The following is a 27,000-nucleotide window of genomic DNA, read 5'->3' on the forward strand; positions in this document are numbered from 1 at the left end:
AATAGGTGAGGTGAATGGTGGTAGGTGTGAGGTTTTTTCGCCTCCAACAGACAATTCCATCCTGACACCCGACACCCGACACCCGACACCCGACACCCTTGCTCAACCGAGCTTTCACCTTAAGTTGACACCAATGGGCAATGCCATGCCCCTACCAAAGGGTAGAGATCATTAATTTGATTAGGTAGGGACACGATACTATCGTACCCTGATCTAGGGACAAATTTATCCTTGAAACAACGAGAGCCAATTACCGATTAAAACAAAAGGTGCCCAATAATAAGGATGCCGATAATTCGCATTCCCTAAAAAAGCTTTCTGAATCCGCTGTATCGCTTCCGCTTTGCTCATCGGTTCCGTGGAATTGGTTAACTGTTGATAGAGCAATGTAATAAAATCAGTCGTTGATTTATCATTCACTTCCCATAACGTCGCAATCGTACTCCGCGCTCCAGCACGAACCGTTATTCCCGCCAGCCCTAATGTCGCCCGACTATCCCCATTGGCAGTTTGACAAGCACTCAACACTAATAGTTCAATCGGATCAGGTAAACTTTCCTCGCGACTTTTGAGATAGTGACTTAATTCATTCACCTGAATCCGTTTATCCCATGCCAAAATAAAGGTTTCATTGGGATTAGAACTAAATTGTCCGTGGGTGGCAAAGTGAACAATGGAAAAGGGGCGGGCGTTGATTTTAGATTGCAAGGCTTGACTGGTAAATGCATCATTCATCAACTTGACATCTGAGGGAATTTGTGATAATTCTATTTCAACATTGGTGAGAGGAGTAAAGCCTTGATGGGCGGGAAATTCCGATCGCACCTGAGATAGTCCAAAAGCTAGCGTCTGTAAGGGGTACTGGGAGAGAGGTACAGGGGACAGTAATTGGGGTTCTCGATTCAGCGCGATCGCATATTTTTCAATTAGGTACTGATTCCCATCCCAAAGCACCGCCATGGGAACGGTTTGTAAGGCACCATCGAGGACAAAAACGAGGGTATTTATCCCATTCGCTTCAAGCTGGGATTCAAAGGGAGAAACTAACCAATTATAGATCGGTTGAGAGGTATTTTGAATCGCTTTACTATAGCGAGAAGTACGTTGAGGATTAGTGAGTTGAGTGCGGAGTTGATCAACTCTTTCTTCCACCTGACGGGGGGAAAGCTTGACGCGATGGTGTTGTAAGGTTGGCTGGGTTCCAGATTTAGAATGACTGGGATTAATTTTCGATCGCGATGGTGTAGAGACGTTGCATGCAACGTCTCTACACTGGGGTAGTTTGAGAATCACCTCTAACCGATCATCTAAAAGAATCGTATAAATAACCGCTGTATTTGGGGCGTGTTCGTCTACAATTTGGTCAATTAAAGCCGGATCTGATGACGCACAGGCTTCTTGTAAGTAATTCTCTAATTCCGCTAATTGCAGTTGGGCTAAAACCTCTCTGGCTTGGATTAAATTTTGCGGTGCTGGCGTTTCATCTCGCAACAGCAAATCAATCAATTCCCGATAAATCGGCTCAACTTCATCTCGAAAAGAAAAGCGAACATCAGGATTAAGAGTCGCTAAATCTGGGCGAATCGTATTGACAGTATTAACGGCGGCTTGATAAGCGGCGATAGCGCCCAATCCTTCGTCAATGTTTCCCTGGGCTTTCCGTAAGCGCCCCAGTTGCCATTGCCATTGATAAGCAATATCCCACGCCTGAATTGATTGGCTAATTTGAATGGCTTTATGGGTTAACTCCAGGGCATTTTCCAGGTTCTGAGTCGATTCATAGAGTTTACCACTAATCCCCGTCGCATAAGCCTCACTACGCCGATCCTCTAACTCGTGAGATTGTTGGATAATCTGTTTATTTTTGTCAAAGGTTGCGGTTAATAAACCATCCAATCTTGTCCAAATGCTGTGACGATAAATTGTGGGAACCTGTACCTGGTTTTGGCTAACCGTTTGCTGAATTTGGTTTAAAGTAACCAGAAGTTGAGCAAACTTAATTTGGCAATCAATAGCGGTGTGATTAGTGGGTAATGTGGTGATATTGGCTTGAATCTGGGTTAAAGTCGGCAGTTGCGGTACAATTTTTTCCTGCCACCATGTTTGAGCATTTGACCAGTGACGTTGCTTAAGTAACCAGTATTGGGTATTGAATAAAACACTCAGGTGATTTAGCTGAGATTGGAGCGGAATTAGGGGCGAATTAGATAGAGTTATTGCCTGTTGATAATAATCACCAGATTGAGCCACAGCATCCAGAACAGGTTGAATCTTCTGGAGAGAGGGGCGAGTTCGTTCGTATAAACTGCGCTGGTGATGATAAGTATCCTTCGCCCAGTTTCCCAATTGGAAATACGCTTCAGCTATCGCGTCTGTATTATCCAAGCTTTGCGCCAGAATTAAGCTTTCATCTAATAAGTATTTAGATTGCTCTAAGTTAGTTAAAGTATTGAACTGGAAAGATTCTTTTAAAGACAACCAATTTGGATCAGACAGATTAGAATTACCCACAACTCGCACCAATTCTCCCAAACGAGACCAAGCCGTAAATTTAAGCAAAGAATCCGGTTGGCGTTGTAGACGCATAGTTGCCAGAGTTAACGTTTTAAATGCCTCCCGTAACTGTCCTAAACTTTGCAACGCTTGGGCTTGATTAATCAAGCTACCAATACTTCCGGTTTCATCCCCCAAGCGGGTGTAGAGGCGATGTACCTTTTCCCAAGTTTTTAGAGCATCAGCCGCATTACCCAGAGAGAGTTGTAAATGTCCTTGATTATTAAGAACTTGAGCCAAAATCAAAGATTTATCCGGCGAATCAGGAAGAGATTGGAGTTGGTTAAAACTGAGTGCGATCGCGTCTTTCGCCTCTTGCCATTTTCCCAATTCTTGAAAAGCCAAAGCCAGATAACCCAAGACTCTCGCTTGTTGAAGTTGATTCCCTTCATCAGCCAATTGGGATACCGCTTCTTCCCAGAGACTTACCGCCTCTGTAAATTGTCCATTTTGATAATAACCTTGACCTTGTTGAACTAACCCATTGATATCAACAATAGGAGTTTGGCTAAGAATTCGCGGGAGTTCGGTACTCAGTGCCGATTGACGAATCAGATAAGTTTGACCCAAACCAATCAATAGAGTAAAACAGACAGCGATAACCCCATATTTAAAGAATAATTTCAGATGACGCCATAAAAATGGGAATTTAGTCATAATTTATAATAAGAATCATTCACCCTTGTTCGTAGTTGCGCTCGTAATTGCGCTCGTAGTTGCGCTTGTAGTTGCGCTTGTAGTTGCGCTTTAGCGCCAATTCATCGTCACGCTTTCCCCTCCCCCCAATAGCGACAGACCAAGATACAGCTTACCACCAATAAAAGTGGAATTGCGATGGGGAAAGAGAAAGAAGTTAACCCTTCAAGCTACCTGTAGGGGCACGATATTATCGTGCCCTTGATATTATCGTGCTTAAGTCCTAAGTTGCAAAGGTGCGTTACGCTACGCTAACACACCCTACAGATAGATCCTTTGCGTAAGTCCTACGTTTATCTTTCCGACACGTCGGTGCAGGGCGCACGTCGGTGTGCCCCTACGGGACAATCGTCTCATTCGGTACAGGACAAATCGGAGTTTGCCAGGAACTATACAGCGTCGGATTCGGTACTTCCGCCACCAATTCCACCTCTCCGTTTTCCTTAATAATCCATCCTTGCGCTTCAATAATCTGAGTCGCTTTTCTCTCCGTTTGCGGATTATTTTCCTCTGAGTTTACCCGATTGTCCGTCGAACTTATCGGATCACGGAAATCCACCCAACCCTGATTATAACCACCATTATTAATTGGATTAGGCGGTAAACCCCCGCGCCCGGAAATAATAAATTCACTGCTTCCACGCCGTTGACCGACTTGACATCTTGGTTCAATTGGGTCTACAGGTTGTAACTGGGGTAAAGGTTCGAGTTGAGGGCGAGTTTCCGTATTCGTTTCTACTGTCCCATCAATCCCTAATTCAGAACTAGCGATAAAGTCACTCTCTGGAGTACGGCGGTCTTCAAATTGGCGAAACCCTTCAATCAGTAAAGCCGTCGCCGAAATTGTCCCACCTTGACCCGCAAAGGCATTAGCAACGACATCACTATTTTCCGAGAGAATTGCCAAAACAATTCCCCCAGCATTAATCGTAATGTTGCCCCCATTTGCCGTACCAAATGCTTCCGCCGCAATTTCACTATTGAAGCGCATAATAATAGAATCGGTCACATCTAAACGAATATTCCCCCCTTCACTAGCCGTCGTCGTTGCCCGCAAACGTCCTTGATTAGTTAAAAAGATAGAATCAGCCGTAATCTCCAAATCCCCAGACGTGCCAGATCCACTCCCACTCACGGTTAATTGTCCGCCATTTTCCACCGTTAAACGACCTGTATTCAGCGTGATTCCTCTGGCATTTGCCAAACTTCGAGACTCAAAAAATAAGCCACTTCCTGAACCGTTAACGTCTACCGATTCTGAAGCGTTAACCTCTATAATTCCGCCCTGTCCCGAATCAAAGGTTGTCGCAGATATTTGTCCACCGCCTTGGAGAACTAATCGTTCTGTGTCAATCTTCAACTCTCCCGCATTACCGGAACCCGAGGAATCAAAGACTAAAAGGCTAGGGGTTTGACCATTCGGTGACGTACCAACAACTTCTACTGATTCAGACGCATTTACAGTTAATTTTCCCGCTTCACCAGTATTCGCCGTTGTCGCCGAAACCAATCCTCCATCTTGGACAATTAATCGACTCGTATCAATCGTTAATTCTCCTGCATTTCCTCCGGTTTCTGAGGCTAAAGAATCAAACCGTAAACTACTAGGAGTGGTTCCATCAGGGGCTGTACCAATAACTTCCACCGATTCAGACGCATTTACAGCTAGTTTTCCCGCTTCACCAGTATTCGCCGTTGTCGCGGAAACCAATCCTCCATCTTGGACAATTAACCGACTCGTATCAATCGTTAATTCTCCCGCATTTCCTCCCATTTCAGAAGCCGAGGAATCAAATAATAAGCTACTAGCCCTTTGACCATCAGCCGATGTACCAATTACTTGTACGGAATCAGCGTTTACCTCCAACGTTCCAGCTTGACCTTGATCAGTGGTTTTTGCTGATACCACTCCTCCATCCCGAACCAGCAACTGTCCAGTGGTAATGGTTAAATCTCCAGCATTACCTTCATCAGACGTATCAAAAGATACGCTACTTTGAATACCTGCCTCTGAAGTACCGATTACTTCCACTGAATCCGTAGCATTCACGTTCAAATTCCCGGCTCGACCTGAACTAAAAGTGCTAGATGATAGTAATCCCCCATCTTGTATCAGCAATCGCCTCGTATTAATCACCAAATCCCCACCATTACCAGAACCGCCAGTTATCGCCCGTACTTTGCTACCATTCCCGCTAACTCTTGATGTTCCAATTAATTCCACCGACTCAAAGGCGTTGATAATCAAGTTTCCTCCCTGACCTTCACGTTCAGTACCTGTTGATATTGATCCACCATCTTGAACAATCAATCTCCCTGTTTCAATATTCAATTCTCCCGCATTTCCAGAACCGCGAGAAAATGTAAACAAACCTCCAGGTGTTCCATCAGGTCTTGTGTCAATTAATTCCACTGAATCGGAGGCTTTGATTGTGACATTTCCACCCGCTCCACTACTGGTATCTTCAGTAGCCGCAGCAATCTCCGCCCCATCCCGGATAATCAATCGCCTGGTTTCAACAAAAACATCTCCGCCATCCCCATCCAGCAAACTCTGACTATAAAAACCACTGGGACTAAGACGAGGATCTTCTATGTCTGGTGTACCAGACAATTCTATAAATTCAGACGCATTAACTCTCAATGTTCCTGACTGCGCTGAACCACACCGACTAACTGCTCCGCTTCCACAATTAGTCGTTGATAGTATCCCACCATCTCGCAGAATCAACTGTCTCGTATTTACGGTCAAATTTCCAGCATCACCATCCCCCAAAGTTCTGGCTTGCAAACTGGTACTCCTCGGCTGATTGCCACCTGGGGGTATACCTACACCAATTAATTCTACAGATTCGCTGGCGTTAATTGTCAGATTACCGCCTTGACCTGAATCCTCTCCCTTTCTTTGAGTAACCGTAAAGATTCTAGCTCCATTTACGAGGGACAGCGACCTAGTATTAATCTCAATATCACCGCCCTTACCTTGACCTAGAGTTGCGCTAATAATTGAACTATTTACACTAGGGAGAACGATTTCTTCTTGAGCCGTCACGGTAATATTGCCGCCGACACCAAATCCTAAACCATCATCAGGTCGAACCGAAGAATCAACATTGTCTGTAAAGGTAATGTTTTGGTCAGAAATAATCCTGATTTCACCGCCATTTCCGGAAAAACTGCTGGTATCAATCTGACCCATTTCTATATCACCTCTGGAGTCAATAAAAATAGAGCCACTATTTCCCACAAACCTACGTTCAAAATCATCGGTAAAAATTCCTGGCACAGTAATCACTCCCCCCGACAAGGAAAGATTGGGGCGATACTGATTGGTTAAAAGTACCAATCCATCCGCCGCCTGAATATCGATCAAACCAGCAATTCTGATATCCGCACTCGTTCCTGTACCTAAAGCGTCAATCATCGGTGCTGAATCGAAGTCGCCAAAAGGATTAAAATTATCAATGGGTGCAGCATCAGGCGTGCCAAAATCAGTCGTACCCGCACGGATATCTAAAGTTGGTCTTATCGAGCCATTAATCGTGATTTCTGTCCCATCCGATAAGACGATAATATCCCCATTAATTGCATCAGCATTTGCCTCCACACCTTCTATGGCAACATTCCCGGAAATCGTGACACTCCCCCCAGCCAAAATATGCAAAGAGGGACCTGTGTAATCATTGAAACTCACATCCCCACTAGCTCGAATTACTGGGTCATAAGGACTTGACAAATTCCCTAAACTACTATCTAATTGTTCAATCCGAAAATTGCCACCACTCCAGAAGTGAGCATCCGCACTAACCGTATTGCCAGAACGCAGCACCATATCCCCACCGGAAAATAACCCACTATCGGGATGATTCAAGGCAAAAATATCAACCGCTTGATTTCCCTGCACCAAAAGTTGACCCATCGCTGAAGCAATAAACGGACTCGCTACGCTATCCCGCACCTTCAACGTATCCGTCGCGAATAGAGTCAAAATTCCCCCAGCTTGTACCTGATTGCTGAGGTCAAGAGTTCGACCCGCGAGAATCAAATCCCCTCCTACAGCTAAACTACCAGAACTTGCGATCGCGCCTTGATAATTCGAGCCATATTGCAATCCCGGTGTTAGGTTAATCGTCAGTAATGGTGGTGCTTGGGGGTTCGTCGCACTAAACTCTGTCCCATGCTCAAACACCCACTCCTCTGCGGTAGACGCCACAAATGCACCCTGAACATCCAACTGAGCATTTTTACCAAAAACAATCCCATTCGGATTAATCAGAAACAAATTTGCCCTACCATTAACCCCCAAGGTTCCCAAAATATCCGAAACATCAGTCCCCGTCACCCGACTGAGAATATTGTCAATTCCCGTCGGATTAGCGAAATAAACCCGTTGTCCCGCGCCGACATTAAACTCCGAGAAACTGTGGAACAGATTCGCACCTCGAATCGCCCCCCCATCAATCTGATCCGCAGAGAATCCCTGAATGATCACATCCGGCGTCACTACAGAGCGTTCCCCCCCTAGAGTAGAATCTGGGATAACTTGGGCAACGGTAGGAGTTGTCCAATGGGATAGAACCCACGCGATCGCAACGCCTGCGGTGAAATGGATTCCCCGACATGATTGACTTTGCCTGCATCTGACCATGACACCCTGTCTCAGACTCCGTATTTCTACTGATAGTAAAATTAAGCCAGATGGAGAAATGCGATCGCTACCGTAGAATTACGGAAATTTGGCGCTTATGGCACGCTTCAACCCGTCAATGTCTGATAACCACTTACCGCGAACACTGGGTTCACAGAACCTGATTCGTAAATTATTTGTAATATAAATGGCAGCCTTTAATCATCGAAACGTAAACTTCTATGTCATTTGCTTGTGCTTTCCCGTAAAGGTGATTACATTAGAAATTGAAGCCTAAAGGCTTACTAATGACAGAAGTTGAACTGACAAAATCAAATTAGGAGGTATAAAGCCGACTGATAAATTTTATCTCTATTTCCTCATTGACAAGTAACAGCAACGCTCAACAAATTGCTGAGATTTCCTAAAATTGTAAACTAGGGAGATTAAGATCTAAAAACTAAGTTTTTAGTGTCACTCCAGATAGAATTAACTTAAACAGGAAATTATTCAAGCGATCTAATTTTGAGAGTTGCTGTTGCTTTATGGTTTGTCATTTGTCATTCGTCATTCGTCATTCGTCGTACTCGCTTCTCTTCACGCTAGCGCAGTTTTCAACGCAGACTAAATTATAGAACCCTTCTTTTTTGGACTGATACCAGAGTAGGATTTTGACTAATCAAGGCTTAAAACTTTGCACTTCAATGTTCCTTTAATCCTCCTCTACACCGTTATTTGTAAGGGTGGACAGTTTGTGCCGCAAGCCCTACTTATCTGACTCCTTCTGTGGAAGAATGGCTAGGGATGCTCTTGGGGATGGTGCAAGACGGATAATTAGAATGGGTGTAACGGAAAATTGATCATGATTTATTTGGATTCGGCATTAGTCAGTGAAGCGAAAACGGTAGAGAAATGGGGATGGGTCAAGGGAATCACCACCAATCCGACACTACTTGCCAAAAGTGATCTACCCCCAGAAACGACACTGGAACAACTGGCGGCAATTAGTCCGGGAGAACTGTATTATCAACTCATGGCAACCGATTTTCAAGGAATGGTAGCAGAAGGACGAAAAGCGTTTGAGATGATTGGGGAAAAAACAGTGCTGAAAGTTCCGGCTACAGCCGTAGGATTTCAGGTTGTCGCCCATCTATCTCCAGAGATTCCCTGTTCTGTTACCGCCATTTACAGCGCCGCCCAAGCCGCCGTTGCAACAGAAGCTGGAGCCAAATATGCGATCGCCTACGTGAATCGCGCCACTCGTTTACTAGGGGATGGTTTGGCGTTGGTGCAAGAAATTGCAGCTATCCTCCAAGATAGTCCCACGGAAATTCTAGCCGCCAGTCTCAAATCACCAGCAGAAGCGGCGGGGGCTTTAATTGCTGGGGCGGATCATCTAACGCTTCCGTTAGAAATGTTGAATGCGATGACAACTCACAATTTATCCGAGCAAACCATTGATGAATTTGCCCAAAAAGGGCGGGGATTGTCGTAGCAGAGGTGCAGGGGAAGCTGAGGGAGCAGAGACGTTCCGATGAAACATCTTGTGTAGGGGCGGGTTTTACCACTAACGTTTCGTGTTCACCCTGATATAACTAAACCCGCCCCGACCTAACCATTCAATTATCACAAATAATAAATAACAAATGACCAATGACCAATGACCAATGACCAATGACAATCCCCACCATTAACTTTGAATTTCCCCACCTCCTAAAAATTCCAATTGAGCCGCCAAACCAAAATGGTCAGAGGGATACAGCGTAGAGTCATCAGGCGCTGGTTCAGTCAGAATCAGTTGACAATCTTGCACACGCAAATATTGATTGAAAAAAATATAATCCCGTGTTCCCCGCTCATGTCTAAACCTACCGTAGCGCTTCCAGTTACTTATGGCGTAGCGTAGCATCCGCTGCCAGCCGCGCCATAGGGGAGTAGGAGCGGTATACTCTGGTTCATGTCCGTGGTGCGCCCCATACGCTGACGTAAATTGAGATTGCATCAGACTAATTTCCGGAGTACCGGGACTCGCGTTAAAATCACCCACCGCCACCACAGGCATGTCTGGCAGAAATTTACCCAACCAATCCAGGAGTAAACGAATCTGTTTTTCTCGTTCGGGAGAGGAACCGGGCGACCAAAAATAATGCCCATTGCATAAAATCAAGGCTTGACCCTCCACTTCCACTTGCACATACTGCGCTTTGCGCCCCTGACCTTGCAGATCCAGTTCCGCCTGCTGTACGAATGGATAACGGCTCAAAATGGCTGCCCCATATTTGGGTTGCGCTTGATTGGGTTTTTGGTACGGTATCAAATAGACGTGGGGCATTTCTAACTGTTCAGCTAACCAAGCACTTGTATCTTCTGGCAACTTGACCTCCTGTAACCCAATCAGATCCGCCTGTTGTGCCTTGAGTCCGGCTGCCAAAAGGTCTCGTCGCTGTTCCCATCTGTCCATTTCAAACAAGATATTTATGGTGACGATTTTGACCACGGGTGAGTTTGCTCCTTTGATTTGTTCCTCTAATCGAGAATAAACCGAACCGAGGGAATCTACCGGGTACAATACAGCTATATCGATAAATAGTTATCAAATATTAAGTTTTGATGTAATCGTAATCCTATTCCAGCAGAGGGGCTGTATGATTGAATCAATCACTGTTTAAATAACGAGCAATATAAGTCTGCTAATCCCCTATCAAAACCATATAAGGTAAAACGTTCAAAACATAAAGGGTCAGCTATGAACACAAAACAACGAATTCTGATCATCGGTGGTGTTGCTGGAGGCGCATCCTGTGCGGCGCGAACTCGCCGTCAGTCGGAGTCGGCTGAGATTATCATCTTTGATCGTGGTTCCTTTGTCTCCTTTGCCAATTGCGGCTTACCTTACTACGTGGGAGATGTAATTACCGACGAGAAAAAACTTCTGGTTGCCAATACACAACTGTTCAAACAGCGCTTTAATATTGAGGTGCGTCTGGAGAATGAAGTTCTGGAAATTGACCGAGACGCTAGAGAAATCTCCGTCAAAGACTTGAACTCTGGACAAGTGTACCGAGAACGCTATGACGCCCTCGTCCTGGCACCAGGCGCTTCTCCCCTGCGTCCACCCTTACCGGGAATTGACCTACCGGGAATTTTTGCCCTACGTACCATTCCTGATAGCCGTCGGATTCGGAACTGGATTGTTGAACATCAGGTGAAGCAAGCGGTTATTGTCGGGGGCGGGTTTATTGGCTTGGAGATGGCGGAGAACTTAGTTAAGCGGGGAATTGCCGTGACCCTACTGGAAATGCTACCGCAAGTCATGCCTCCCCTTGATCCCGAAATGGTGACACCTGTTCACGATCGCTTAATGGCACATGGGGTACAGTTACGCTTAGGCGATGGGGTCACTGGGTTTGAGCAAACCCGTGAGGATACATTAATTGTATCGACAAAATCCGGGGAAAAACATCCAGCCGATTTAGTTATTTTAGGCATTGGCGTGCGTCCCGAAACTCAACTAGCTAAGGATGCTGGATTAGATATTGGCGATCGCGGTGGGATTCGAGTCAACGAACAAATGCGAACCAATGATGACCATATATGGGCGGTGGGTGACGCTGTAGAAGTGCGCGACTGGGTAACGGGGGAATGGATGTTAATCCCCTTAGCCGGTCCAGCCAATCGCCAGGGACGAGTGGCGGCGGATGCGATTTGTGGACGGAATACCACGTTTCGCGGCGTACAAGGAACGACCGTTTGTGGTGTCTTTGGGTTAATTGTGGCGGCGACGGGTGCGAGTGAGAAAACCCTGAAGCGGGTGGGGATGGCGTATGAGAAGGTTTATCTGCATCCGGGTCATCATGTGGGCTATTATCCAGGGGCAAAACCGATTGATATGAAGTTACTGTTTTCTCCCCAAGAGGGTCGTATATTGGGCGCACAAGCGGTTGGCGAAGAAGGGGTAGAAAAACGGATGGATGTGATTGCCATGGCGCTGCAAAATCAGGCAACGGTGTTTGATTTAGAGGAGGCAGAATTGTGTTATGCGCCTCAATTTGGTGCGGCGAAAGACCCGGTAAATTTAGCGGGAATGGTGGCGGCGAATGTGTTGCGCGGTGATGCACCAATTATTCACTGGGATAAGTGGGCAGAAGAAGAGGCGCTGCTATTGGATGTTCGGGAAATTGGCGAATTTGAGGCGGGTCATGTTGAGGGGGCGTTGAATATTCCTTTGACACAATTGCGCGATCGCGTCCATGAATTGCCCAAAGACCAGAAAATTGCTGTCTATTGCCAAGTCGGTCAACGGGCATACTATGCCACCCGTGCGTTGCGGTTACAGGGGTTTGATGCCCACAATCTCACGGGTGGATTTAAAACCTACAAGGCGGTTCAGTAGGTTATTTGTCATTTGTCATTTGTCATTTGTCATTCGTTGAAGTTAGTACAACACGAATGAGTTTGTATAGCAACCGCCATAGCGGTTGCTATAGTACCAAGTTGCCTCTCAAAGCGTTAATCTTACACGTCGGAACACAACTTGGTCTTAGGAATCGTTATTTTACCGTTTGGTATTCTTGCTGAAGGATGTTCGCTTGTCAACTTCAGGTATTTCAGGTGTTTCTGGCTTAACATCAACCTGCGTCACTTCTGTTTCTGCGACGTTTTTTCCCACAGCAGTGACAGGTTTTGCCGCGACTACCGCAGTTGGATCGGGTTCCACAATAATGCGTTCTTGTTTTTCCACTACCTTACCATCTTGATTCTTCTGATTCGATGGCTTTGCTTTCTCTGCCTTGTCTTGAACGTTATCGGCTGCACCCATCGCCGCATTTTTGGCTTGGTCGGCTTTACTCTGGAGAGAGGGTTTAGCCTTCTCAGCCGCATCTTGCACCTTATCGGCTGTCTTCACCGCAGCACTTTTGGTTTTGTCGGCTTGACTTTCAATCGCTGGCTTAGCCTTCTCAGCCACATCTTGTACCTTGTCGGCTGCTTTTTCCGTAGCACTTTTCGCTTGGTTAGCTGCATTTTCAATCGCTGGCTTGGCTTGTTCCGCCGCACCTTGCACTTTGTTGGCTGCCTGTTCCGCAGCACCTTTGAGTTTATCGGGTGCGTCCTCCGGGGTAGCCTTAGCCGTCAAACCACCCGCTACAGCGCCTGTAACAGCACCTACAACTGCGCCTCGTTTGCCAGCCACTTGACTACCAACTACAGCACCAACGGCTGCGCCAGCTACCCCAGCGCCGACTACACCCTTGCCTTGATTATCTTGATTGTCTTTATTGGACGAAGATTCATCGGGTTGATTGGCAGTGGGTTCAATCGGTTGATTATTGTTATCCAAAAATTGCTTATTACTATTCATGTAGAGTTGTCCTCCTTTACTGATATTGAATGTTTTTCTAAGGTTTAAGGCTTTCTTGTATCTTTCACCAACTTACCAATTCGCCGTTATCGCTGACGCCAAGCTAAAGGAGGATATGACACTATCTTGAATCAGTCGATAGATACATTTCATACCACATCCGCTTTGAAAACCCTTTTTTGCCATGGCGATTGAAATCGCTGCTACACAAACATAGGCGAAGCCTTCCCGAAGGGTAGTTCGCCTGGGCGGACTGGATTATAACGGGGTAGCTAACCCGGATTTGGTATCAGGAGGGAACAGAGGATAGAAGGGTCAAAACAGGGAGAGCCTCAGCGTTTCCAGAGTTTGAGCGGTTGCAGGATTTTGGCAATCCAACGGACGGTTCCGGGTTCGGTTAAAATTCCCTGGGTGGGACTGAATAGAAATGCCAGAATAAAGAAACTAAAGACAACCATGACGATCGCGGGTCCTGATGGCAAATCCAGGTGATAGCTTAAATACATACCCGTGACACCCGCCATTACACCGATTATTGCCCCTAATCCCATCATCTGATGCAATTCTTTGACTAAAAGATAGGCAGTAATGGCGGGACCAACCAGGAGGGAGATAACCAGCAGTACACCCACGGTTTGCATACTGGCGACAATCGTCAAGGTAATCGCACAGACGAAGCCGAAATACATGGTGGTGACGGGTAAACCACTGGCTTGAGCGCCGAGGGGGTCAAAGGTGTAAAAAAGGAGTTCTTTGTAAAACAGTTTGGTTAACAGTAAAACGATGACGGTAATGATTAGCGTATGCCAGACATCGCTGGTTCTGACGCCTAAAATGTCACCAAATAGAATAGAACTGAGGTCAAATTGATTTGTTTCTAAGAGGGTAATTAGGATAACTCCCAAGCCCAAAAAACTGGTTAAAGTTAACGCCATCGCTGCATCTACTTTCACTCGCGATCGCTGATGAATACCAGCCACCACTAAAGCACTCAATGTCCCAGCTACAAACGCCCCCAGAGACAGAAATTGTTCCCCCACAAAAAAGGCAATTGATAGTCCCGGTAAAACAGCATGGGCGATCACATGAGCGATCATGACCATCTGTTGCACAATCAAATAACTCCCCACAACCGCCCCTAAAATTCCCAGCAGCACCGCAATCGCTATGGCGTCACGCATATATCCCCACTGCAGCGGTTCAATTAACCAATCCCACATCCTATCCACCTCACTTATTCTTAATTTATTCTTTACTATTAATATTTCATTAGGATCTGTATTATGCTACCTTTATTCTTTCCGAATGTTGATGTTTAATGATTGCTATTATTTGCAACTTAAATTATCGGTCACAAGCCAGGGCGGGTTTTGTTTTTCAGCTATCAGTCATACGCAAGCTTTAATGGCTCGCCCCTACAGTAGCTAAACCCACTCCTACTGCTTTGAGATTAGGCAACAACCAGGCTCATGAGTTTACCATAAGCTTTTTTGAGATTTTCAGTAGTCAATACTTCTGACTTTGATCCCACCGCAATTAACTCTTTATTTAAAAGTAATACTTGCTCATACTGCTCCAAGGTTTCGCCTAAATCGTGACTAATTACCAATACCATTTTATTTTGAAACTTTAAGTCTTGAAAAATTTCAAAAATAATCTCTTCTGTCTTTTGATCAATCCCAGCAAACGGCTCATCAAAAAAAAACAACTCTGCCTGTTGCGCCAGCGCCCTAGCTAAAAATACTCGTTGTTGTTGTCCTCCCGAAAGTTCACCAATTTGACGATGGCGATACTCAAACAAGCCTACCCGTTCTAATGCATCCTGAACAATCTCCTGGGATTGACGAGACGGATGTTTAAACCAACCCGTGTGGATAGTGCGCCCCATCATCACGACATTCCAGACTGTAACCGGATAATTCCAGTCAATTTGGGTGCGCTGCGGTACATAGGCGACTCGTTTGCGCTGACTTTTAAGGGGTTTGTCGTGAAAGGTTGCTTCTCCGCTGGTGAGGGGAATGAGTCCCAGAATCGCCTTAATAATTGTACTTTTCCCAGCACCGTTGGGTCCCAATAGCACCGTTAACTGTCCCGGTTGGATGGAAAACGAAACACCGGAGATTGCCCAGGTATTTCGGTAGTTGACCGCCAAATCATTAACTTCGAGCATTACAACCTGTTTGTGAGAATGACTACCATTAACAAATTCTGCTTTCAGCTTATCGGATAATGATTGCCGTGATTTCATGCTTTGGGAAGGGATAGGGAAGCTAGGGAGGCTGGGGGAGCTAGGGAGGCTGGGGGAGAGGAAACTGTCGCCATTCGGGTCAACTCCAATATTAGAATGATTATCATTATAATAATCTCTCGGTTAAAGGAGCTTGACTATGGTGACGTATCTATCTACCCAAACCCTGAACGGATGGAAGAGTAAGGTTTTGGTATTAGCGATCGCACTGACAGGGTGTGTTCAAACCAACCAGACAACGGTTTCACCAACAGAGGATGGGACATCAGGTGAGAAGCCTAGTGTAGTGGTGTCTCATCGCGTTCTTTGCGATTTAACTGAAGAAATTGCCCAAGACACCATTCAACTCAACTGTTTATTAGATCCGAACCAAGATCCTCACACCTACCGATCAACCCCATCCCATCGCAAAGCTGTTGAAACCGCACAACTGATCCTTTATGGTGGCTATGAGGGGGAACCGGGCGTTGAGGGATTAATTGAAGCCAGCAATACATCAGCCCCTATCGTTGCTGTATTTGAGGAAGCTGTCCCCAATCCCCTGGAGGGAGAAGCACATCACCATGACCATAATGGAGATCATCATGATCACGGGGAAAAGGAACAGGTTGAACACTCAGATCATGAAGAAAACCATGCAGCCGATAAGGGGGAAAAGGTTTTCGATCCCCATGTTTGGCATGATGTGCAAAACAGTATGGCAATAGTTGATGTCATTGGTAACCAACTAGCACAGATTAATCCCGATCATGCTGACTTTTATGCAGAAAATGCCCAACAGTTAACCAATCAACTCGACCAGTTAGATACCTGGGTCAACGCACAAGTGGCAACAATTCCCCCAGGAAAACGTAAAATTGTCACCACTCATGACGCCTTAGCTTATTATGTCAACGCTTATGGATTTGAGGCGGCGGAATCGTTGCAAGGACTCAGTACCGAAGAAACCCCCTCAGCCGCACGGGTCAAGGAATTAGTGGAAACCATTGAACAAGCCAAGGTTCCCACGATTTTTGTGGAAACCACAACCAATTCCACCGCCATTGAGACTGTTGCTAGGGAAGCGAATGTCAAGGTTTGGGACCAAAAACTGTTTGTTGGTAGTCTAGGTGCCCAAAATAGTGACACAGCAACTTATATAGGAATGATCACCCATAATACCTGTGCGATCGCGAAAGGTTTGGGCGGAACTTGTACTCCGTTCAAAGTAATGACGGGTGATAATCAGCCTGAAGAGGAAGGGTAAAGCGTCGGTTTGGTTAAGGCGGGTACGATGCGATCGCGGTTGAGAATAAGGTGGGTTTTGTTGTTCGGTTATTGGTGAGGAGGGCGGGTTTTGTTGTTCGGTTATCGGTGAATATCGGAATTTAGTCCCTAAACCCGCCCCTACAATTGTCCCTAAACCCGCCCCTACATCTAATTTTTCTGAACCAAATGCCTTGGCAAATAAATTACGCAAATTTATTTTTTTTGTCCAAAGTTCAATGAATAACTGAAGTTTAGACTACGATGCGCGACAGAGGGGGTTTCACCAAAATCAGGGGAGTGTGAGGGGTGAGATGGATGTTTTCGACAAAGAACACCTTTTCATCCCGATTCACCAGTAAATTTGCTGACTCATATAAACTTGTCAAGTTCTGATAATTTAAACGATTCTTTCCCCCAGAAAGGTTTAAATTTTCAAATCAGATTCCCGTATTAACAAAACGTCATAATTGCTCGTTTTTTACCTCGTTTTGGGAAAAAGCTACGAATTTTCAAGGGTTGCAGCGATTGTGAGAAGATTGTGTGATTTTCAGGTATATTATCTATGGTGGGTTTTTTATGGGTAAAAACAAATTTGATCCAGCTAAACCCCTTGAATATTCGTAATACTTTGTATAATTTATGGTTTTCGTCTCACGGCTAACCTCCCCCTTGGACGCATGTATTTTGTTGAACTTATGATAAAAATCATTACTAAGTCTTGACAAAAACACAGATGACACAGATGGAATGGCATTTTCTCGAACACTGAGTAGTCAGGGACACAGATTGCAGTTGAAAACTTCCAAAAAAATAAGTAGCTTTAATTATGGCTTTCTCTGAATTTCAAACTAAAAAGCTTTCCTTTGCGTTCAATAAATACGACGTATCTAATGATGGAGTTTTAACATTATCAGACTTTGAGGAAATAGCCCAAAAGGTTGCTCAAAAGCTTGGTATTAATTCAGGTTCTCCAGATCATGACAAAATTATGGCGGCTTATCGTGCTATCTGGGATGGTTATTTCAAACCTGCTGATGTTGATGGTAACAACAAAGTAGTTCTGGAAGAATACATCAAGGCTTGCGAACGTTTTATCGAGTCGCCTAGCGCCAGAAAAATGGGTACGAATTTGAATAAAAGGCTTTATGATGCTATTGATTTAGATGGTAACGGAAGCATTGATAAAAAAGAGTTTATTGTTTTCTTGACGACGATAGGGAGTTCTGAAACCGACGCTAAAATTGCTTTTTCCCATCTTGATACAGACAAAAATGGTTTCATATCCCGAGAGGAATTTGTCCAAAATTTGTATGACTACCACACAACTCAAGATACACAATCACCCGCCAATTGGTTCTACGGTTCTATGGGGTAAAAAAGTTCTTATTCCTTCCTTCACCACACAAATTATCAATAGTAGAAGCCAAAAGGCTAAGGCGATACATCCTTTGAGAAGATCGGGGAATGGAGTCAATAGCCATCCCCATCTCATGCTCCTTTACCACTGGGGTAAATTCATCATTAACTGTTCTGCGGCTTGCCGATTCAATGGCTTAGAGAAAAAGTATCCCTGACCATATTCACATCGCCGCCCTCGCAGTTGGGCTAACTGCATATTCGTTTCTATGCCTTCAGCCACAACATCCATGCCTAAGTTGTGAGCCAAGGTCACAATCGCTTGCACAATCTCCCCATTTTCTCCCGCATCCCCCATACGACTGACAAAAGAACGGTCAATTTTTAAGGCATCAATGGGAAACTGATGTAAGCGACTTAACGACGAATAGCCGGTGCCAAAATCATCAATGTACAACTGAATATTCAATGCCTTAAGTCGCTCCAATAAAGCCGACGCCGAATCGGAATGTTCCATAATGCCGCTTTCGGTAATTTCTAACTTGAGAGTGCTGGGATTGACCTCTGTCTCTTGAATAATTTGGGCAATTTGCTCAATTAAATTCGTTTGAGAAAACTGTTTCCCCGACAAATTAACGCTCATGGTTAACGGGGGATAGTGGGGAAACTGTCGTTGCCATTGGCGTAGCTGATAGCAGGATGTCCGCAACACCCACTGACCAATGGGAATAATTAAACCCGTTTCCTCAGCTAAGGGAATAAACGCGCCCGGTGAAATCATTCCCTGTTCTGGATGCTGCCAACGCACTAATGCTTCAAACCCGGTAATTTTACCTGTCCCCAGGGAAATAATCGGTTGGTAATAAACCTCAAGTTCTTGGCGTTCAATCGCCCATCGCAGTTCGGTTTCCAACCGTAACTGGGCAAGGGCGCGACCAGACATGGCGGTATCAAACATGACATAACAAGCGGTTCCCTGAAGTTTTGCCCGATGCATGGCGGTATCGGCATCTCGTAACAAATCTTCCGCTCGGTTATATCCCATACCACTCAGGGCAATCCCGATACTGGCTGTGGCAAACACCTCATACTCATCTAAATTAAATGAGGATTCCAACGTTTGGTGAATCGATTTGGCAATATCCGTAGCTGCTGCCGGATTGGGGATATCATCCAGTAGAATCGTAAATTCGTCCCCTCCTAACCGGGCTAAGGTATCGCTGGGGCGTAAGCACCCTGCTAATCGACGAGCGATCGCACTCAGCAGTCGATCGCCGACCAGATGCCCTAAACTATCATTAATCACCTTGAAACGGTCTAAATCCAAGACAATCACCGCACATAAATAGTCCCAGCGTTGCTTTGACCGTCGCAACGCATACTCCAGCCGATCCATGAATAATGCCCGATTTGGTAATCCGGTCAATACATCATGGAAAGCATCGTGGAGTAACTGTTCCTCCATGCGTTTGCGATCGCTAATATCCACCACCTGACTAATGTAGTGTAGGGGTTGACCTTGAGCGTCTCTGACCAACACAACTTTCAAAATAGCATTGACAATCCTGCCAGATTTTGATATTAATCGCCGTTCAGTTTGCAGATGAGAGAGTTCCCCCTGGGACAAGGATTGGTATTGGGTAAAGTGGAGTGCCCGTTCAGTCGGGTGGCTAATTTCTGTAAACGTAAGAGTCAACAGTTCTTGAGCCGTATACCCCAAAGCGTCACACAATGCCTGATTAACCTTGAGGAATTGACCCTTAAGGGATGTCATTGCCATGCCAATGGGAGCCAGTTCAAAGGTGAGGCGAAATTGCTCCTCACTTTTGAGTAAAGCCGCCTCTGCCTGTTTGCGTTTGGTCATATCGGTAGCAATTCCATCCATGCGAATGGCAATACCCCTTTGGTTATAAATTAGGCGGGCGCGATCGCGCAGCCAACGCACTTCGCCATCCGGTCGTACAACCCTATATTCTAGATCTTTACTCCCCTGGTGCATCAGCGTTTGAGATGCTATCTCCACCCGTTGGCGATCATCAGGATGAACGACAAACTGCCAGAGACTGGGACAATTCACAAAGTCGGATACGGGGCGACCATAAACTCGTTCTGTCGCCGGATTCAGGTAAATAAACTGTTGAGTCTCCAGAGACGCTGACCAGACCACATCATCTAGGGAACTGAGAATACTATCCAGCTTTTCCTCACTCTGTCGTAGGGCTTCCTCTGCCTGTTTCCGTTTAGTAATATCGGTTTGAATCCCGACAAAGTGGGTTAAATAGCCGTCTCCATCAAAGACGGGCGACACATAGAGTTCATTCCAGAACGTGCTGCCATCTTTGCGATAGTTCTGTAAAATGACATGGCACTCTCGTTGCTCTTGAATCGCTGTCGCCAACTTAGTCACTCCGGCTTGATTATAATCAGGTTCTTGCCAGAAACGGCAGTTGTGTCCAATCACCTCCTTTGCGGTATAACCCGTCATTGACTCGAAGGCGGGGTTGACGTAAATTACCGGATTATCCGGCTGATTGGGGTCAGTAATAATCACCCCATTATTACTCGCCGCGATCGCTCTCTGCATCAGATAGAGATTTGCCTCTGACTGCTGATGTCCAATCGCCAAGGCTAAAACATTGGCAACCGCTTGGAGAAAGTGAATGTCATCTTCACTAAAACGGCGCTGGCTGCTGGTATGTGCCCCTAACACCCCAAAGGGTTGCTCTTGACCCGGAATCACCACACTCACACCACTGACAACGCGATGATTGTAGAGCAAAGGGGGTCCACTAAAGCGAGTATCAATCGGTAGATCTTCAACCACGACAGGTTCTTGAGATATCAGATTATAACCCGCTTGGGAATTCCTGTTGGCACCGACTAAAGCATACCCAACTAATCCCGGCGACCAACCCACACCCGCTTTGAGTAAAAACACATTACCATTGGGTAGGAGTTCTAACACTTTGCAATACTCAACCTCTAAGGTTTGAGCAATCGTACTTACCGCTTCGTCCATCAGGGTATTTAAATCCAGTCCCGAAAGCGCCCGTTGGCTCAATTTAGCGATAGTTGCTTGCTGACGCGCCCGTACTCTCAGTTCTCGGTCTGGCTGTTCTCTATGGGTCAGATCTCGAATCACCAGTTGGGTTGCTCTTTGACCTTGATAAACGGCGGGTAAACGGGCAATTTCCACATCAATGATCTGACCGTCTAACTGCACAACTTGTTCGGGAACAAATTTTGTGGGTAATGTTAGGGTGTGAGGTGGATTCGACCTTCGTTTGTGGTCAGAGAATTTCTCTGTATGCTCAGAACCAATAATTTGGTGATCTCTCCTATTTCTCTGATTTCCCTGATCCTTAGAGCTAAACTCTGACCAAGGTTTACCGATAAGTTGGTTTTGACTAATGGCTCCCAGTAGTTTGACACCTTTAGGATTCATATAAACCAGGGTTCCCTGACTTTCCAGGGCGATCGCGTTGGGAGACTGTTCGACCAACGTCCGATAGCAAGCTTCACTGTCTTTGAGAACGGCTTCTGTTTGCTGATATTGGGTAATTTGCTGATAGGTATCGCTGATATCATGGAATACACTCAGAATTGTTTTTTCCTGATTTAAGGTCAACACCTGCATCGATACCGTTACCCACAAGGGCGTGCCATTAATGGTATGGACACGAACTTGATCATTCTGAACAACACCCTTTTGGTCTAATCTGGCTAACAGTCTTTGCCAGTCGGCAGGATTTTCATAAAAATCGGGCATTGAGTTACCGACTAACTCTGAGGTAGCGACACCAAACAGTACGTTCGCGTGGGAATTTCCATAGACAATCGTGCCATCAGAGGCTTGTGCGATCGCCACAGGTACAGGAAAGGCTTGAGTAATTGCCCGAAATTGTGCTTCTCGCTGTTGCAGTTCGGCGTTAGTATGTAGACAGTCTGCTATCGCTTGCTTCAGTTCATCCGACTGGGCGTTCGTGCCGCCTTGATCGTACAATTTGCAGGTATAATACTCTTCCGAGTTAGGGTATGAAGGGGACAAAATGTCTAGCTTCTTGACCTTGGCAACAAACGGTAACCATTGCCATAAACCAAGCACCAGCAGTCCAAATCCCACTAAATAAAGCAGTGTCGCTGGCATCAGCGTATCGATTGGACTAGAGTTTAGGGTTGTCAACCCAAGAGTACGGTGGACTAAATCCATAAACCCATCTAGACAAATTAAAGCGTAACCTGCCAGCATATAGAACCAGCCCGGTTGTCGTTCAATCTGTGATTTTGAGCCGATCCACCACAAATAACCAAGAATAGGCATCATTAGGGACACCCTGAGGCTCCCAATTACAATTTCCCTCATAATTCATTTAGGGCAAGTGTGAGTCATCAACAAAAGGAACAATCTAAACCGCGTCTACGTTGAAACCGGTCGTTTTTCTCTAGGAGAATCTCCAGTTTTCAACTTGGACGGGGTATCTTTTGGAAGATCCAAAGGTTTGTCAGATGTTTTCTTAAAAACGAAATAACACCAAACATTCACCTTAACTGGCTAAGAGTCGAACTCCCTGGTGTCAGATTAAGTTTGGCTCGATGCATCTGCCCTGATATTTCTTCGCCAAAGTGATATATTCAGTAATTTTTCAGCAACATCTGCTTATTGACACCAACTTGGGGATAAAAAGGAACAGTAGATTGGTGACGACAAGTACGTCGCCATCTGTTTGTATCTTAGAACACTAACTTCGTCTTAGCCGTTGACAAAATCGTCATACTATGCATTGAAAAAGCGAGTATTCTAGTCTGATTTTCCCAATCCAGTACCAGCGCCCATAGGATGACTTGACTGACTCTAGCCCTGTAGTCTCTTGTCCCTTCAAAGACGCTCAGCCAATCTCAACTTGGCAGAACGAGCGCGGGGGTTTTCATCCCGTTCCGTGGGTTGTGGAGTTATGGGTTTTTTGGTAAGCACCCGCAATATTGGTGAATCCCGCAAGTGGTGTTTAACCAGACGGTCTTCCAAGCTGTGAAAACTAATAATACCAATTCTGCCGCCTGGTTTTAACCATCTAGGCGCACAATTGAGAAATTTTTCTAGGGAGGATAATTCTTGATTAACGGCAATGCGGATCGCCTGAAAGGTTCGAGTGGCGGGGTGAATCCTGCCATAACGGTATTTTTTGGGAACTGATCGCGCGATCGCCTCGGCTAATTGGGTGGTTGTCTCAAAGGGGCGGCGTTCCACAATTGCCCGGGCAATCCGTCGGGATAAGCGTTCTTCACCATACTCATAAATAATATTTGCCAGTTGGGTTTCATCCCAGTGATTGATAATCTGGGCGGCGGTTAAGGATTGGCGTTGATCCATCCGCATATCTAGAGAGGCTTGATGGCGAAAACTAAAGCCGCGATCGGGAATATCCAGTTGGGCGGAACTAACGCCTAAATCGGCAATAATGCCATCAAATAACGAGTCCGGCGGTTGATAGTCCACAAAATTCCCCTGCCAAAATTGGATGCGATCGCGATATGGGGCTAACCGGGTTTCTGCTGCGGCGATCGCGTGAGCATCTTGGTCAATCGCGGTGACATGGACATCCGGGGCGGCTGATAGAATTAACTCACTATGTCCACCGCCGCCCACCGTCGCATCTAAGTAATGCCCACCCGGACGAATCGTCAATCCGGCGATTAACTCCTGACTTAACACCGAGCGATGAAAAAACTGCGCTGCTTGCCCCTCAGACTCCATCTGAACATCCTCCCCCACTAAATCAAAGATTGCCGAAAAACCTGTGGTCTGGAGTGTAGGGGCGACCCACTTTGTCTAATCAACAACACCATTCCCCTCAATTGGGTCGGGTCACCCTCTCATTAATTGGCTATCACCAAACAGGCTGTCCGGGGCATAATATTATCGTACTCTTACTTTGGAACGTCACTTGAATGTCTATGGTAAGTAAATAAATAGGCGTCATCGCTAAAAATTGGGTAAACCAAATACATCACTATGGCACAAATCGAAACCAGAACCGACCCAATGGTTCTCAACTTGGGTCCTCACCATCCGTCCATGCACGGTGTTCTCCGCTTAATCGTCACGTTAGACGGGGAGGATGTGATCGATTGCGAACCAGTTATCGGCTACCTGCATCGCGGGATGGAGAAAATAGCCGAGAACCGCACGAATATTATGTATGTCCCCTACGTGAGTCGGTGGGACTATGCAGCGGGAATGTTTAACGAAGCGATTACCGTTAACGCCCCGGAAAAGTTAGCGGATATTGAAGTACCCAAACGCGCCAGCTATATCCGCGTGATTATGCTGGAGTTGAATCGCATCGCCAATCACCTGTTGTGGTTAGGACCCTTTCTGGCTGATGTGGGGGCGCAAACGCCTTTCTTCTACATCTTCCGGGAACGGGAATTAATTTACGACTTGTGGGAAGCCGCCAGCGGACAACGCCTGATTAATAATAATTACTTCCGTATTGGTGGAGTAGCGGTTGATATTCCTTATGGGTGGGTTGACAAATGTGAAGACTTTTGCGATTATTTCGCCCCTAAAGTCGATGAATACGAACGCTTAATTACCAACAACCCCATCTTCCGCCGTCGTGTTGAAGGGGTGGGTACGATTACCCGTGACGAAGCAATTAACTGGGGGCTGTCGGGTCCGATGTTGCGGGGGTCTGGCGTGAAGTGGGACTTGCGGAAAGTTGACCACTACGAATGTTACGACGACTTTGATTGGGATATCCATTGGGAAACCGCTGGGGATTGTCTCGCCCGGTATTTAATTCGGATTCGGGAAATGCGGGAATCCCTGAAAATTATTCGTCAGGCATTAAAAGGATTACCGGGTGGTCCTTACGAAAATCTGGAAGCCAAACGTATGGCTGAAGGAAAGAAATCCAAATGGAATGATTTTGATTACCAGTATAGTGGTAAGAAAATTCCGCCAACCTTTAAGATTCCTCAGGGTGAACACTATGTTCGCTTGGAAAGTGGAAAGGGAGAATTGGGCATTTTCATTATTGGGGATGATAATATCTTTCCTTGGCGTTGGAAGATTCGTCCACCGGATTTCAACAATTTGCAAATTGTACCCCATATTTTGCGGGGAGTGAAAGTGGCAGATATTATGGCGATTCTTGGTAGTGTTGACGTAATCATGGGTTCAGTAGACCGCTGATTAAGTTATAGATACTGGGAAGAAGTGGCACATCAACTAACGTGCCACTTTTTTTTTGCGATATTTATAGAACTTTTTTCTTCACTATTGCCCATGACACACCGAGCGTGTTACCGAGCGCAGTTCGACTAGGCTCACTGACCGTCGAGGTAAGCGTTCGACTGAACTTCGACAGGCTCAGTTGCCGCGCTCACGCCGAAGTCCGAGGTGTTGCCCATTGCCCATTGCCTAGCGCATAGCGCTATATATTTCCATTAATGTTGATGTACTCCCTACGACTCTTGCTTGTGAACCCGATTCACCGGAAACTAGAAAAGTTGTGCCGAAACTCGTCCAGTTGAGGGGGAGAAAATTGTGACGTTTACATCAATTCATGCTTGTCGAAAAAGCATCCGTCAAAAGATGGAAAAATGCCGTATGGGTACGTTAGTTCTCGTCGAAGGGATTGACGAAACCCGATTTTATCGCCAAGCGCATTCGGATTTTAGTCCCGTGGGTTGGCATTTGGGTCATATTGCTTTTACGGAAGCGTATTGGATGCTAGAACGCTATGCTGGCAAAAAACCCCTGTTTCCAGAGTATCATCGGCTTTTTGCGGCGGATGGTTTACCCAAGTGCGATCGCCAAAAATTACCGTCCTTGGCAGAAATTCAAGATTATCTGGATATCGTCAGAACCCAAGTCTTTGACTATCTGGAAATTGCTCCCCTGGATCACCAAGAACGCTTATGGCGATGGTTAGTTCAGCACGAGAGTCAACATGCTGAAACAATTGCCTTTATCTTGCAATTACACCGCCTATCTGCTAGGAGTAATACCCTTTGCCAAACCGGGCGCACGCCTACGTCATTCGTTCTGACTGAATCCTTTGCACCTCAAGGAGATAAGACGCCGGATAAAGGACAGATGATTGAAATTCCGGCGGGTGAGTTTGAGATGGGAAGCGACGAGATTGATGCTATGGATAACGAACGTCCGTGCGATCGCGTTTTTTTAGATACCTACTGGATTGATCGCTACCCGGTTACCTGTCAACAGTATCGGGCTTTTATTGAAGCGGGGGGATATCAAAATCATAACTGGTGGTCTGTAGAAGGATGGAAATGGTTGCAGGATAATCCTGTCGCCCATCCCCTCTATTGGTCCGATGAACCCTTTTGGGATAATCATCCGGTTTATGGGGTGAGTTGGTATGAAGCCGAGGCTTATGCTAATTTTGTCGGCAAGCGATTACCCAGTGAAGCGGAATGGGAAAAAGCGGCGAGTTGGGATGTACAAAAGGGGTGTCATTACATCTATCCCTGGGGTGATACAGAACCCACATCCTATTCTTGTAACTACGATAATACGGTAGGACATACGACTCCGGTTAATGCCTATCCCCAGGGGCAAAGTGCATCAGGTTGTTATGACATGTTGGGGAATGTTTGGGAATGGACAGCGAGTTGGTTTGATGAATACAAAGGGTTTGTTAGTTATCCTTATCGCGGCTATTCTCAAGCCTATTTTGATGGCGAACATCGGGTTTTGCGCGGCGGTAGCTGGACAACTCGTCCGTGGGCGATGCGGTGTAGTTTCCGCAATTGGTATTATCCCAGTGTGCGTCAGATTTTGGCTGGGTTTCGCTGTGCGGCGGATGGATAATTCGTGTAGGGAGATGGGGTGAGCTTACTTTTCACGGGATCTGGAAAACCTCTCTCCAAAGATAAAGCGACAGA

General features: G+C 45.9%; 14 protein-coding genes. 6 read left to right on the plus strand and 8 right to left on the minus strand.

The window, feature by feature from the left end; genetic code table 11:
- Window positions 1–225 precede the first annotated feature (225 nt).
- Entirely contained in the window at window positions 226–3,210 is a 2,985-nt protein-coding gene (locus RIG66_RS19705) for a CHAT domain-containing protein (protein ID WP_446380443.1), read from the minus strand.
- A 376-nt stretch (window positions 3,211–3,586) separates the two neighbouring features.
- On the minus strand, window positions 3,587–7,897 hold the full coding sequence (locus tag RIG66_RS19710; RefSeq protein ID WP_446380444.1) for a two-partner secretion domain-containing protein: 4,311 nt from the start codon (window positions 7,895–7,897) through the stop codon (window positions 3,587–3,589).
- Between the two features lie 841 nt (window positions 7,898–8,738).
- Between RIG66_RS19710 and RIG66_RS19715 the strand changes: the two genes are divergently transcribed.
- Entirely contained in the window at window positions 8,739–9,371 is a 633-nt protein-coding gene (locus tag RIG66_RS19715) for a transaldolase family protein (RefSeq protein WP_446380445.1), read from the plus strand.
- A gap of 195 nt (window positions 9,372–9,566) precedes the next feature.
- Here RIG66_RS19715 and RIG66_RS19720 read toward each other — a convergent pair whose 3' ends face one another.
- Entirely contained in the window at window positions 9,567–10,445 is an 879-nt protein-coding gene (locus tag RIG66_RS19720; protein ID WP_446380446.1) for an endonuclease/exonuclease/phosphatase family protein, read from the minus strand.
- Window positions 10,446–10,622: 177 nt separating this feature from the next.
- Between RIG66_RS19720 and RIG66_RS19725 the strand changes: the two genes are divergently transcribed.
- Window positions 10,623–12,269: an FAD-dependent oxidoreductase gene (locus RIG66_RS19725; RefSeq protein ID WP_446380447.1), complete on the plus strand. Its 1,647-nt coding sequence runs from the start codon at window positions 10,623–10,625 to the stop codon at window positions 12,267–12,269.
- Between the two features lie 162 nt (window positions 12,270–12,431).
- Here the strand turns inward: RIG66_RS19725 and RIG66_RS19730 are convergent, their stop codons facing one another.
- The 3 genes from RIG66_RS19730 to RIG66_RS19740 all read right to left on the minus strand — a co-directional run bounded on the left by RIG66_RS19730 (window position 12,432) and on the right by RIG66_RS19740 (window position 15,405).
- Window positions 12,432–13,235, minus strand: a complete 804-nt coding sequence (locus RIG66_RS19730; protein ID WP_446380448.1) for a hypothetical protein — start codon at window positions 13,233–13,235, stop codon at window positions 12,432–12,434.
- 332 nt (window positions 13,236–13,567) lie between these two features.
- Window positions 13,568–14,455 (minus strand): metal ABC transporter permease, encoded by an 888-nt coding sequence (locus RIG66_RS19735; protein ID WP_446380449.1) that lies wholly within the window; start codon window positions 14,453–14,455, stop codon window positions 13,568–13,570.
- A gap of 230 nt (window positions 14,456–14,685) precedes the next feature.
- Window positions 14,686–15,405 (minus strand): metal ABC transporter ATP-binding protein, encoded by a 720-nt coding sequence (locus RIG66_RS19740; RefSeq protein ID WP_446380500.1) that lies wholly within the window; start codon window positions 15,403–15,405, stop codon window positions 14,686–14,688.
- A 217-nt stretch (window positions 15,406–15,622) separates the two neighbouring features.
- Between RIG66_RS19740 and RIG66_RS19745 the strand changes: the two genes are divergently transcribed.
- Window positions 15,623–16,729, plus strand: a complete 1,107-nt coding sequence (locus RIG66_RS19745) for a metal ABC transporter solute-binding protein, Zn/Mn family (protein WP_446380450.1) — start codon at window positions 15,623–15,625, stop codon at window positions 16,727–16,729.
- Between the two features lie 828 nt (window positions 16,730–17,557).
- Window positions 17,558–18,106 carry an EF-hand domain-containing protein gene (locus tag RIG66_RS19750; RefSeq protein WP_446380451.1) on the plus strand — a complete coding sequence of 183 codons (549 nt, stop codon included), beginning with the start codon at window positions 17,558–17,560 and terminating at the stop codon, window positions 18,104–18,106.
- A 123-nt stretch (window positions 18,107–18,229) separates the two neighbouring features.
- Here RIG66_RS19750 and RIG66_RS19755 read toward each other — a convergent pair whose 3' ends face one another.
- Window positions 18,230–22,411 (minus strand): PAS domain S-box protein, encoded by a 4,182-nt coding sequence (locus RIG66_RS19755; protein ID WP_446380452.1) that lies wholly within the window; start codon window positions 22,409–22,411, stop codon window positions 18,230–18,232.
- A gap of 552 nt (window positions 22,412–22,963) precedes the next feature.
- Entirely contained in the window at window positions 22,964–23,839 is an 876-nt protein-coding gene (rsmH, locus tag RIG66_RS19760) for a 16S rRNA (cytosine(1402)-N(4))-methyltransferase RsmH (RefSeq protein ID WP_446380453.1), read from the minus strand.
- A 258-nt stretch (window positions 23,840–24,097) separates the two neighbouring features.
- Here rsmH and RIG66_RS19765 point away from each other — a divergent pair, with 258 nt between their 5' ends.
- Entirely contained in the window at window positions 24,098–25,282 is a 1,185-nt protein-coding gene (locus RIG66_RS19765) for an NAD(P)H-quinone oxidoreductase subunit H (RefSeq protein WP_446380454.1), read from the plus strand.
- Window positions 25,283–25,636: 354 nt separating this feature from the next.
- Window positions 25,637–26,926 (plus strand): SUMF1/EgtB/PvdO family nonheme iron enzyme, encoded by a 1,290-nt coding sequence (locus RIG66_RS19770; RefSeq protein WP_446380455.1) that lies wholly within the window; start codon window positions 25,637–25,639, stop codon window positions 26,924–26,926.
- Window positions 26,927–27,000: the final 74 nt, after the last annotated feature.

It is taken from the genome of Coleofasciculus sp. E2-BRE-01, from assembly GCF_040221695.1.
In the GTDB taxonomy this organism is placed as follows: Bacteria; Cyanobacteriota; Cyanobacteriia; order Cyanobacteriales; family Coleofasciculaceae; genus Coleofasciculus.